The 11,651-nt window shown below is 76.7% G+C and carries 10 protein-coding genes and 1 pseudogene; 5 read left to right on the forward strand and 6 right to left on the reverse strand.

Features of this window, described 5'->3' with window-relative positions:
- The first annotated feature begins 211 nt into the window (after positions 1-211).
- From dxs to Q4D18_RS09025, 4 genes are read left to right on the forward strand one after another with little or no spacing between them, the layout of a single operon-like run.
- Entirely contained in the window at positions 212-2,263 is a 2,052-nt protein-coding gene (dxs, locus tag Q4D18_RS09010; protein ID WP_303127511.1) for a 1-deoxy-D-xylulose-5-phosphate synthase, read from the forward strand.
- Positions 2,260-2,823 (forward strand): hypothetical protein, encoded by a 564-nt coding sequence (locus Q4D18_RS09015; RefSeq protein WP_303127513.1) that lies wholly within the window; start codon positions 2,260-2,262, stop codon positions 2,821-2,823. The genes dxs and Q4D18_RS09015 overlap by 4 nt, the downstream gene beginning before the upstream one ends.
- Positions 2,824-2,827: 4 nt before the next feature.
- Positions 2,828-3,802: an aldo/keto reductase gene (locus Q4D18_RS09020; RefSeq protein ID WP_303127516.1), complete on the forward strand. Its 975-nt coding sequence runs from the start codon at positions 2,828-2,830 to the stop codon at positions 3,800-3,802.
- A gap of 46 nt (positions 3,803-3,848) precedes the next feature.
- Entirely contained in the window at positions 3,849-4,217 is a 369-nt protein-coding gene (locus Q4D18_RS09025; RefSeq protein ID WP_303127518.1) for a PLD nuclease N-terminal domain-containing protein, read from the forward strand.
- A gap of 6 nt (positions 4,218-4,223) precedes the next feature.
- Here Q4D18_RS09025 and Q4D18_RS09030 read toward each other — a convergent pair whose 3' ends face one another.
- Positions 4,224-4,736: a Rieske (2Fe-2S) protein gene (locus tag Q4D18_RS09030; protein WP_303127521.1), complete on the reverse strand. Its 513-nt coding sequence runs from the start codon at positions 4,734-4,736 to the stop codon at positions 4,224-4,226.
- A gap of 84 nt (positions 4,737-4,820) precedes the next feature.
- On the opposite strand from Q4D18_RS09030, the gene Q4D18_RS09035 reads away from it, so the two are divergent.
- The gene (locus Q4D18_RS09035) at positions 4,821-5,459 is read left to right on the forward strand and encodes a hypothetical protein (protein WP_303127523.1); all 639 of its coding nucleotides are present in this window, start codon (positions 4,821-4,823) and stop codon (positions 5,457-5,459) included.
- Positions 5,460-5,566: 107 nt separating this feature from the next.
- Here the strand turns inward: Q4D18_RS09035 and Q4D18_RS09040 are convergent.
- The 5 genes and pseudogenes from Q4D18_RS09040 to msrB all read right to left on the reverse strand — a co-directional run bounded on the left by Q4D18_RS09040 (position 5,567) and on the right by msrB (position 11,423).
- Positions 5,567-7,742: pseudogene (locus Q4D18_RS09040) on the reverse strand (3-hydroxyacyl-CoA dehydrogenase NAD-binding domain-containing protein).
- A gap of 78 nt (positions 7,743-7,820) precedes the next feature.
- Positions 7,821-9,083 carry an HRDC domain-containing protein gene (locus Q4D18_RS09045; RefSeq protein ID WP_303127526.1) on the reverse strand — a complete coding sequence of 421 codons (1,263 nt, stop codon included), beginning with the start codon at positions 9,081-9,083 and terminating at the stop codon, positions 7,821-7,823.
- 11 nt (positions 9,084-9,094) lie between these two features.
- Positions 9,095-9,715 (reverse strand): DUF3000 domain-containing protein, encoded by a 621-nt coding sequence (locus tag Q4D18_RS09050; protein WP_303127529.1) that lies wholly within the window; start codon positions 9,713-9,715, stop codon positions 9,095-9,097.
- Between the two features lie 68 nt (positions 9,716-9,783).
- Positions 9,784-10,911: a low specificity L-threonine aldolase gene (locus tag Q4D18_RS09055; RefSeq protein ID WP_303127531.1), complete on the reverse strand. Its 1,128-nt coding sequence runs from the start codon at positions 10,909-10,911 to the stop codon at positions 9,784-9,786.
- Positions 10,908-11,423 (reverse strand): peptide-methionine (R)-S-oxide reductase MsrB, encoded by a 516-nt coding sequence (msrB, locus tag Q4D18_RS09060; protein WP_303127533.1) that lies wholly within the window; start codon positions 11,421-11,423, stop codon positions 10,908-10,910. The genes Q4D18_RS09055 and msrB overlap by 4 nt, the downstream gene beginning before the upstream one ends.
- Between the last annotated feature and the right edge of the window lie 228 nt (positions 11,424-11,651).

Raw genomic sequence — 11,651 nt, forward strand, 5'->3', positions numbered from 1 at the left:
GTCGTCCGCATCGACACCCCCGGTGAGGCCGACTACTACCGCAACGGCGGCATCCTGCAGTACGTCCTGCGCCAGATCGCGGCCAAGGCCTGATCCCGCAGGCCCGGCCGGCGCCCCGCGCGCCGGCCGGCCCGCGACGGCGGCCCGTCGCCCCTCCCGCACGGAGGGGTGACGGGCCGCCGTCGTGCGTGCGGAGTACCCTGGTACGACCATGTCCGAGAAGCCCCGCGCCGCCGGCGCCCCCCTGCTGCCCCAGATCACGCGGCCCGCCGACCTCGCGGCCCTGTCCGAGGACGAGATGCCCGGGCTCGCGGCCGAGATCCGGGCGTTCCTGATCCGGCACGTCTCCCAGACCGGCGGCCACCTGGGCCCCAACCTGGGCGTCGTGGAGCTGACCCTGGCGATCCACCGCGTGTTCGACTCCCCGCGGGACGCCGTGGTGTTCGACACCGGCCACCAGTCCTACGTGCACAAGCTGCTCACCGGGCGGCAGGACTTCGCCTCGCTGCGCCAGGAGGGCGGGCTCTCCGGCTACGGGGACCGCACGGAGTCCGAGCACGACGTGGTGGAGTCCTCCCACGCATCCTCCTCGCTGTCCTGGGCAGACGGCATCTCCCGTGCCTGGCAGCAGACGGGGCAGGGGGACCGGACGGTCGTCGCCGTGATCGGGGACGGCGCACTGACCGGCGGCATGGCCTGGGAGGCGGTCAACAACATCGCCGCGGACCGGCACCGCCGCGTGGTGATCGTGGTCAACGACAACGGCCGCTCGTACGCCCCCACGGTCGGCGGGCTCGCGGACCACCTCGGCGGGCTGCGTCGCGGCGTGCTGGACAAGGTCCGCACCCACCGGCGCTACGAGCAGACGCTGGACTTCCTCAAGGGCCGACTCAAGGCGGCCGGGACCGCCGGCGACCTGGTCTACCGCCCGCTGCACGCCACCAAGAAGGGCCTGAAGGACCTGTGGGCCCCGCAGGGCCTCTTCGAGGACCTGGGCATGAAGTACATCGGCCCGGTGGACGGCCACGACCTCGCCGCCCTCGAGGACGCCTTCGAGGACGCCCGCGCGTACGGGGGGCCCGTGCTCGTGCATGCGATCACGGAGAAGGGCCACGGCTACGCGCCCGCGGTCGCCCACGAGGACGACCAGTTCCACGCGATCGGCCGCATCGACCCGGAGACGGGTGAGCCCGTGTCCTCCTCCACCGCGCAGTCCTGGACCTCGGTGTTCGGCGAGGAGATGGTGGCGATCGCCGACGAGCGCCCCGACGTCGTCGCCATCACCGCCGCCATGCGCAACCCGGTGGGACTGGCGCCGATGGCCGCCGCGCACCCGGACCGCGTGTTCGACGTCGGCATCGCCGAGCAGCACGCCGTCACCTCCGCCGCGGGCATGGCCTTCGGCGGCCTGCACCCCGTGGTGGCCGTGTACGCCACCTTCCTGAACCGCGCGTACGACCAGGTCCTGATGGACGTGGGCCTGCACCGTGCGGGCGTGACGTTCGTGCTGGACCGCGCCGGCGTCACCGGCCCGGACGGGCCGAGCCACCACGGCATGTGGGACCTGGCCCTGCTGCAGTCCGTCCCGGGGCTGCGGATCGCCGCGCCGCGCGACGCCGACACGCTGCGCGAGGAGCTGCGCGAGGCGGTGGCGGTCGACGACGCCCCCACCGTGGTGCGCTTCGCCAAGGGCTCCGTGGGGGAGCCGGTGCGCGCCCTCGAGCGCCTGGTAGACGGCACGGACGTCCTGGCCCGCCTCGGCGAGGGCACCGGCGAGGACGGCGCGGACCGGGACGTGTTGATCGTGGCCGTGGGCTCGTTCGCCGAGCTCGGCCTCGACGTGGCCCGCCGCCTCGAGCAGCACGGGATCTCCGCCACCGTGGTCGACCCCCGCTGGGTCCTGCCCGTCGCGGAGTCCGTGGTGGGGATGGCCGCCCGCCACCGGATCGTGGTGTGCCTCGAGGACGGCGTGCGCGCCGGCGGCGTGGGCTCGCGGATCCGCCAGGAGATGCGCGCCGCGGGCGTGGACACCGCGCTCAACGAGGTCGGCCTGCCGGTGCAGTTCCTGGCCCACGGCACCCGGGAGCAGGTGCTCGAGCGCGTGGGCCTGACCGCCCGGCGCATCACCCAGGACACCGTCGCCCAGGTCCTGGGCGCCAAGGTCCCCTACGCCCGCCCCGTCCCGGGGCGCACCCCGGACGCCGAGCCGGTCCTCGAGACCGAGGACGGCCGTCGTCGCACCCCCGGAGAGGAGCAGTCGTGAGCATCGTCCGCCTGCAGCGGGACACCACGGCCGAGGACGGCCGCCGCGTGTTCGAGTACCGGGAGGCCTGGCTCGAGCCGGACGCCTCCGTGTTCACCGTCCACCACGGCCGGGTCGGTCACCCGGGCACCGTGGGGGACCAGCCGGTCTCCGGCGAGGAGGAGGGCCGCGAGCTGCTCGCGGCGTTCCTCGCCCAGGGGATCGAGGAGGGGTACGCGGAGGCGGACCCGGAGACGTTCGACGTCGTCGAGGTGGGCCTGCGCCTGCGCGGCCGCACGCCTGCGGACATCGAGCGGCGCCACGCCGAGGCCCTGCGCGAGGAGCTCACCCACCAGCTGGCCTGGCGCGGGCTCGGCGAGGTCACGGACGTGGCCGACGGCGACGGCCAGCTCGTGCTCACCGTGCGCACCCCGCACGCGGCCAAGGCGTGCGCCGAGGTGCCCGCCGCCGCCAAGCGCGCCCCCGGCGTGCAGCCGAACAAGGTGACGGCCCGCACCGTGTCCCGGGGCGGCGCATCCGCCGCGGGCACGTCCGCGGCCGACGCCGAGGGGAGGGACTGAGCACATGCGCAGCGCACGGATGGGCCGCTCCGGCCTGAGCGTGTCCGTGGTGGGCCTGGGGTGCAACAACCTCGGCCGCCCCGGCACCGCCACCCTGGACCAGTCCGGCTCGGACGCGGTGGTGCACGCCGCTCTCGACGCCGGCATCACCTTCTTCGACGTCGCGGACATGTACGGCGCCGAGCCCGGCCTGTCCGAGACGCGCCTGGGCGCTGCCCTGGGCTCGCGCCGGGACGAGGCCGTGATCGGCACCAAGTTCGGCATGGACATGGGCGGGGCCAACGGCCGCGACGACGGCGCCCGCGGCGCCCGGCGGTACATCGTGCGGGCGGTGGAGGCCTCCCTGCGCCGGCTCGGCACGGACCGGATCGACCTGTACCAGTTCCACACCCCGGACCCGCACACCCCGATCGAGGAGACCCTCGCGGCGCTCGATGACCTCGTGCGGGCGGGCAAGGTGCTGTACGTGGGCCACTCCAATCGCGCCGGCTGGCAGATCGCCCAGGCCGAGCACGTGGCCCGCGAGCTGGGCACGGAGCGGTTCGTCTCCGCCCAGAACCACTACAACCTCCTGGACCGGCGCGCCGAGCTGGAGGTGCTGCCCGCGGCGGCCGAGTACGGCCTGGGCGTGCTGCCCTACTTCCCGCTGGCCAACGGCCTGCTCACGGGCAAGTACTCGCAGGGAACGGCCCCGGAGGGCTCGCGCCTGTCCCACGTGCGCCAGCACATGGTGGCCGACGCGGACCTCGAGCAGCTGGCCGCGTTCGGGGCCTTCGCGTCCGCGCGGGGGATCACCGAGGTGCAGGCGGCCATCGGGTGGCTCGCCGCGCAGTCGCCGGTGGCCTCCGTGATCGCCGGGGCCACGCGCCCCGAGCAGGTCGCGGAGAACGCGCGCGCCGCGGACTGGGAGCCCACCGCCGCCGACCTCACCGAGCTGGACGCGCTGTTCCCGGCGCCCGACCCGGTGGCGCTGTTCTGAGCGCGGTGCGGCCGGCACGTACGGCCTCGGCGGGGAGGACGCCCTGATGGCCCCGTGGCTCGCCTGGATCCTGTCCCTCGTCGTCGGCGCCCTCTGGGTGGCCGGCCTGGTGTCCCTGCTGCGGGGGCCGCTGGACGAGCGGCGGCGCCTGCCGTGGGCGCTGATGATGCTGATGCTGCCCGGCCTCGGGGCGCTGATCTGGTTCTGGTGGCGCCACCGGCACTACCCGGCCCGCCGGGCGGCCCAGCCGGACTGGGACCCCAACCGGCGCGACCCCGTGGTCCTGCCGCCGCCCCGCTCGGGCCGCGCAGCGCCCACCTCGATCGGCCGCCCCGACCCCTACGCCGGGCACGCCCCGCACCCCGGGCGGCTGCCAGCGCGCCGGTACGGCGCGCCGGTCGAGCCGGGGGAGTGAGCCGGCTCAGAGCTTGACGACGATCCGCCCGTCCTGCACGGCGGCCTCGTAGTCCATGAGCGGCTGCCGGGCCGGCCCGCCGAAGGGCTCGCCGGTCACCGGGTCGAAGTTGGAGCCGTGGCACGGGCAGGCGTAGGCCGGGCCCTCGGCGCGGTCCACGGGCTGCACGAGGCAGCCCTGGTGGGTGCAGACGTTGGAGTACGCGGTGACGGTCTCCTCGTCCACGCGGTGCATGAGCAGGGTGCGCCCGCCGACCTCCACGGCCTGGGTGGCGCCCACCGGCAGATCCTCCGCGGCCAGCGCGTCCGTGGCCTCCGAGCCCGCGTAGTGGTCCTGCGCGTTCTCCTTGTCCTTGATCTCCTGCGTGCACCCGGCCAGCGCGAGGGAGCCCGCGCCGGCCAGCGCCGCCAGCGAGCCGCGGCCGAGCACGGTGCGGCGGGAGGCCCCGCCGGGGTGGCCGGCGCAGCCGCCGCGGCACGGCGTGGAGGAGAGGGGGTCGGGGATGTCCTGCGAGGTCATGGGGCCAGTATGTCACCCGGCCCGGGCCCGGATGGGATGATGCCGGGGTCCCCACCGCCCGCCCCCCGCCGCCAGGAGAGCCCCGTGACCGCCCGATACGATCTCAGCCCCTTCGACCGCTGGGAGGCCGTGACCCTGGACGGGGTGCACGCCGGCTTCCTGCACCGCCGCCTGAGGGAGGGCGTGCTGACCACGCGGATGGCCTTCCAGCCCACCGGCGCCCAGCGCCGCGCCCGCGCCGACCTGCCCGGGCGCTACCTCGCCCAGGCGCGGGTGGCGTTCGCCGCCGACGGCGCCACATGGGACTGGTGCGACCACGAGGACTCGGTGAGCGCCCAGCGCGTGCGGATCGACCGCGAGCGGGTGGGCCTGGACCCGGACGTGGTGCCCTCGTGGGCCGAGCACCTGCTGCTGCCCGCCGCCGCGGCCGCCGGCGGCGCCGAGCACGCCCGACTGGAGGAGCCCTCCCCTCTGCAGGGCCCGCTGCGGATGCCGCGGGCCGTGCTGCGCGTGGCCGCCCCGGGGTCGCCGGGCGGCGAGGCCGACCGGCGGGTGGAGGTGGTGTCCGAGGGGCACGTCCTGGCGGTCCACACGGTGCGCGACGCCGTCGTGGTCGCCTCCGACTGGGGCGGCGGGACCGCGTCTGCGCCGGTGGCCACCCAGGCCGAGGCCCTCGAGGGCCTGGCCGCGGACCTGCACACCTTCGCGGGCCTGCCGCACTGATCCCTCCCCGGGTCCGGTGCCCCGGGCCCGGACACGCCGCCGCCCGGGGCCCTCGTGCGAGGGCCCCGGGCGGCGGGGGGGCGGCCGTGCGGCCGGTGCGGGGCGGATCAGGCGTGGAAGCGCCGGCCCCGGACGCGCTCGCTCGCGCCGCAGTCGTCCAGGTACGGGGTGATCCCGCCCAGGTGCATCGGCCAGCCGGCGCCGAGGATCATGCACAGGTCCACGTCCTCGGGGGCGGCGACGACGCCCTCGTCCAGGAGCAGGCCGATCTCCTCGGCCAGGGCGTCCTCCACGCGGGTGCGCAGCTGCTCCGCGGTCTGCGGGGCGTCGCCCTGCTCGAGCAGCGCCGCGGTGGCCTCGGGGATCGTCTCGCCGGTGGCGCCGGCGGCCTCCTCCTCGACGCGGTCCTTGCGCACGTCCTTGGCCCACAGGGCGGTCTTCCCGCCGTCGATCATGCGCTGCACGTTCGCCGAGACGGGGAAGCGCTCCTCGCCGAACGCGGCGGCCAGGGACTCGGAGACGTGCTGGGCCACGGGCAGGCCCACCATCGCCGCGAGCGTGAACGGCGTCATGGGCAGGGCCAGCGGGTCGAGGGCGTGGTCGGCGGTGTGCGCGTCGGTGCCCTCGTCGAAGGAGGCCTGGACCTCGCCCATCAGGCGCAGCAGGACGCGGTTGACCACGAACGCGGCGGCGTCGTTGACCAGCACGCCGGTCTTGCGCAGACGCCGGGCCAGCTCGAAGGCGGTGGCCACGGACTCGTCCGAGGTCCGCTCCACGCGGACGACCTCCACGAGCGGCATCTGGGCCACGGGATTGAAGAAGTGGAAGCCCACGAGGCGCTCGGGGTGCTCGAGGACCTCGGCCATGGCGGACACGGACAGCGAGGAGGTGTTGGTGGCCAGGATCGCCTCGGGGGAGACGATGCCCTCGAGCTCCCGGAACACCGTGCGCTTGACCTCGAGCTCCTCGAACACGGCCTCGATCACGAAGTCCGCGTCCGCGTAGACGGACTTGTCCGTGTCCGCGGTGATGAGACCGGCCAGGGCCTCGCCCTGCTCGGCGGTGATCCGGCCGCGGGAGACCATGCGCTCCACCTGCGAGCGCACGCCGGCCAGGCCGCGGTCCACGCGCTCCTGGTCCATGTCCGTCATCACGACCGGCACCTGCAGGTGCTGGGCGAAGACGAGCGCCAGCTGGCCGGCCATCAGGCCCGCGCCCACGACGCCCACCTTGCGGACCTCGCGTGCCAGCTCGGCGCCGGGGTGTCCGGCCGGGCGCTTGGCGCGGCCCTGCACGAGGCCGAGGAAGGCGTAGACGGTGCGGCGGAACTCCGCGGAGGCGATGAGGCGGGCGAGGCTCTCGGCCTCGGCCTCGGCCGACTCGGCGCGGGAGCGGGTGCGGGCGGCGGTGAAGAGCTCGGCCAGCTCGTGGCGGGCGGGCAGCTCGCGGCCGGGCCGGGTGGCCTGGAGCTTCTCGAGTGCCGCGAGGGCGCGGTCCCAGGCGGCGTCCGAGACGTCCGGGGCGGGGCGGTCGGCGGCCGGCGCGGTGCTGCCGGAGACCACCGTGGCGGCCAGCTGCAGGCCCTCGGCGATCAGGTCGGACTCCGCGACGACGTCCATGAGGCCCAGCCGGTGGGCGGTGCGGGCGTCCAGGGTGCGGTTGTTGTCCAACGGGTTCTTCAGCACCACCTCGACGGCGGCCTCCGGGCCGATCAGGTGGGGCACGCGCCACACGCCGGACCAGCCGGGGATCAGGCCCAGGCGCACCTCGGGCAGGCCGAAGCCCTTCGCGTCGGCGGCCACGATCCGGTGGTCGGCGGCCAGGGCGAGCTCGAGGCCGCCGCCGAGGGCGGTGCCGTTGACGAACGCGAACGTCGGGGCCGGGAACGCGTCGAGGCGGTCGTAGACGGCGTGGCCGAGGCGGGCGAGCGCACGGCCGATCTCGGCGTCGGCGGGCAGGGAGGCCACGAGGGAGAGGTCCGCGCCGGCGGCGAAGACGCCCTCCACGCCGGTGACGGCCAGGGCCTGGATCTCACCGGCCTCGGCGCGCGCGGCCTGGGCGTCGAGGACCTCGCCGAGGCCGGGAACGCGTCGAGGCGGTCGTAGACGGCGTGGCCGAGGCGGGCCGGCGCGGGCCCTGGCCGTTGTCCAGCGTGATCAGGGCCAGCGTGCCGGCGTCGCCGGGCAGGGGGTGGTCGGTGACCTCGGCGCGGGTCAGGACCTCGTCCGCGGCGAGCCGGACGAGGTGGTCGAAGTCGGACAGGGGGGCCGGGTGGTGGCTCATGGTGCTCCCAGGCGTGGCGGACGGTTGTGATGCGACTCTCACTGTACCCGGGACCGGCCGTCCCGGCATCCAGGGCCGTCAGTCCTGGACGGGGTCCGGGTCCAGCAGCGCCACGGTGACGACGGCGGACACCGCCTCGACCTGCCAGGGGCGCGCGCCGTGGCCGGCGAGCGCCGCGGCCACGGACTCGGGGGTGATCGGCTCCGGGGGAGCCCAGCAGAGACGGCGCAGCGTGTCCGGGGTCAGCAGGTTCTCCGTGGGCATGCCCAGCGCCTCGGCCTGCCGGGCGACCCGGGGGCGGGCCGTCTTCAGCCGGCGGTCCGCGAGCGGGTCGCGGTCCTTCCACGACCGGTGCGGGGGCGGGCCGTCGGAGCCGCCGGGGGCGTGGCGCGGGGGCGCCTGGCCGGCGTCGGCGTCGTCCACCCCGGCCCGGATCGCGGCGAGCCAGCGCGGGGCCTCCTTGGCGGCGTGGCGGCCGTGGAAGCCGCGCAGCCCGCGCAGCTCGGGCACGGTCCGCGGGGGCGCGGCGGCGGCGGCCACGAGCGCGGAGTCCGGCAGCAGCCGCCCCGGGGCGGTGTCGCGGTGGCGGGCCAGGTCCTCGCGGGCCTGCCAGAGCCGGCGCAGCACGGCCCGCTGCACCGGCTTGGTGAGCGTCTGGGAGCCGGAGGTGCGCCGCCACGGGTCCTGGCGCGGGGCCGGCGGGGCGGCGGTGCGCACGTGCTCGAACTCCTGCTCGGCCCACTCCAGCTTGCCCTGCTCGGCCAGCAGCCCGGCGAGGGAGTCCCGCAGCTCCACCAGCAGCTCCACGTCCAGGGCGGCGTAGTTGAGCCACTGCTCGGGCAGCGGGCGGGTGGACCAGTCGGCCATGGAGTGCTCCTTGGCCAGGGTCAGGCCGAGCCGGGACTCCAGCACGGCGGCCAAGCCCACGCGTGGCAGGCCCGCCAGGCGCGCGGCCAGCTCGGTGTCGAAGAGGCGGTCCGGGGCCATGCCCCGCTCGGCCAGGCACGGCAGGTCCTGGCTCGCGGCGTGCAGGATCCACTCCGCGCCGCGCAGCGCCTCGTCCAGCTCGGTGAGGTCCTCGAAGGCCTCGGGGTCCACGAGCCAGATGCCCGCGCCCTCCCGCTTGAGCTGCACGAGGAAGGCCCGCTGCCCGTAGCGGATGCCGGAGGCGCGCTCGGCGTCCACGGCCACCGGCCCGGTGCCGGCGCGCAGGGCGCGGGCGCACGCCGCCAGGCCCGCCGGGGTGTCCGTCACGCGGGGCACGCCGCCGGCGGGCGCGGACACCAGCTCCGGGGCGGGGCCGGACTCGGCGGGGGCGGACGGGGTGTCGGCGGGGGGCATGGGTCTCCTGGTCAGTCTCGGGGCGCCGGTCGCGGCCCGGCGGCGTGGGTGGCGTCGGCCTCGGGGGGCAGGCCGGCGAAGGCGCAGATCATGTCGGACCACGCCTCGAGGTGCGCGCCGAGGTCCCGGGGCGCGGGGGTCCACGAGGCGCGCAGCTCGAGGTCGGTCCAGCCGGGCTCGTCGGCGAGGACGCCGAAGTGCTCGGCCAGCTGCCGGGTGGCGGTCCCGCCGGCGTGGGAGTGCTCGGCGTGGCGCTGGTCGAGGGCCTCGGCCAGCCACGTCCACGCCACCGCCCCGGCCAGGTGGTCGTTGGCGGCCTCCGGCTCCAGGCTGGCGCGGATGTACGTGACGGCCCGGAAGGTGCCGTGCCACACGGGGGAGCCGGCGGGGTCGTGCAGCAGCACGAACCGGCCCGTGGCCAGCACGCCGTCCTCGCCGGCGGCCGGGTCCAGGACCTCGGCCGCGAGCGCCACGGCGTGCGGGGCGGGCCCGGGCGGGGCCTCGATCGGGCGCAGGCGCACCTCGGGCCGCGGCCGCGCGTCGCGCAGGTCCGCCAGCGCGTCCCGGAACGCCGCCGGCGGCGCGGGACGGGCCTGCGCGCCGCCGGCGCGCAGGGGACCGGGGGTGGGCATGGGCCCAGCCTAGGGCGGGCGGGGGCCCTCGGGCCGGGGGCGCGCCGCACGACGCCGGACCCCGCCCCTCAGCGCGCCGCGGCCTCCTCGAGGGCCTCGCCGAGCGCGGTGACGAAGGCGTCCACGTCCGCCGGGGTGGTGTCCCACGAGGTCATCCAGCGCACCTCGCGGGATGCGGTGTCCCAGTCGTAGAACGGGTGCTTCGCGCGCACCCGGTCCGCCACCGCCCGGTCCAGGCGGGCGAACACGGCGTTGGCCTCGGGGGCGCGCACCAGCTCGACGCCGTCCAGCCCCGCCACCCGGTCGGCGAGCTCGGCGGCCATCGCGTTGGCGCGTCCGGCCAGGCGCACGCCCAGGTCGTCCGTGAGCAGCGCGAGCAGCTGGGCGGCCAGGTAGCGGTGCTTGGAGGCCAGCTGCATGTCCTGCTTGCGCAGGTATCCCAGGGCCTGGGCGGCGCGGGCGCGGGCGTCGGCCGGGTCCTGGCCCGGCAGATCGGCGGGCCCGAGCAGCCGGGCGGCCACCACGGCCTCCGGATCCAGCACGACCACGGCCTCGGCGCCCATGGCCCCGTTCTTGGTCCCCCCGTAGGAGACCACGTCCACGCCGGCGTCGGCGGTGAAGGCCCGCAGCGGCACGTCGAGGGCGGCGGCCGCGTTGGAGAGCCGGGCCCCGTCCATGTAGAGGGTGAGGCCGGCGTCGTGGGCGACGTCGGCCAGGGCCCGCACCTGCTCGGGCGTGTACACGGTGCCGACCTCGGTGGCCTGGGCGATCGCGACGACGGCGGGCTGGCTCGCGTGCACGTCCCCGCGCCGGTCCAGGTGGGCGGCGAGCATCTCCGGGCGCAGCCGGCCGTCGTCGGTGTCCAGGGGGACCACCGGGGCGCGGCCGATCCGCACCGGAGCCCCGCCCTCGTCGTGCAGCAGGTGGGAGCCGGACGCGGTGAGGACCGAGCCCCACGGCGGGGTCATCGCCTGCAGGGCCAGCACGTTGGCCGCCGTGCCGGTGAACACCGGGACGGCGAAGGCCTGCTCGCTGAACTGCTCCCGCACCCGCTCCTGCAGGCGCTCGCTCAGCGGGTCCGCGCCGTAGGAGACGGCGTGGTCCGCGTCCGCGTCGGCCAGGGCGGCCCACACGTCCGGGTGGACGCCGGCGTAGTTGTCCGAGGCGAACGCGCGCAGCCCCGGGGCGGTGCTCACGCGTGCCCCCGCCCCGGCGCGTCGACCTCGCCCGCCGCGTCCTCGGCCGCGGCCAGCGAGCGCGGGTCCAGGCGGAGGGAGATCGAGTTGATGCAGTAGCGCAGGTCCGTGGGGGTGCCGTAGCCCTCACCGGCGAACACGTGCCCCATGTGGGAGCCGCACGCCGCGCACCGCACCTCGATGCGCTCCATGCCCAGGGAGGCGTCCTTGATGTACTCCACGCGGTCCTCGGCCAGCGGGGCGAAGAAGGAGGGCCAGCCGCAGTGCGAGTCGAACTTCTCCGAGGACCGGAACAGCTCCTGCCCGCACGCCCGGCAGGCGTACACGCCCTCCACGTGGGTGTCCCAGTACTCGCCCGTGTACGGGCGCTCGGTGCCCGCCCGGCGCAGGACCGCGAACTCCTGGGGGCTCAGGCGGCGGGCCCACTCCTCGTCGGTCAGGGGCGCGCGGTCCGCGCCCGCGGCGTCCGCCCGGGCGGCGGTGGGGTCGATGCTCGGCTCAGGGGTGCTCATGCCCGGTGCCAACCGGCGACGGCGGCCCGATGTTCCCGCCCCGTCCCGCCGCCGGGTGCGCGGTTGCCTCCGCTGCGCGGCCGTGGGTGAGAATGGCGCCATGGCCACCTCTCGCCGACGCCGCCGCGGCCCCCGCCGCGGAGGCTCCCCCGCCCGTCACGCCGTCGCCCCGCTCGCCGCCGCCCGTCGGCTCGCGCCGGCCCCGGCTCGGCCCGCCGCGGCCGCCCT

Origin of the sequence: Micrococcus sp. (assembly GCF_030523875.1) — a bacterium.
GTDB lineage: Bacteria > Actinomycetota > Actinomycetes > Actinomycetales > Micrococcaceae > Micrococcus.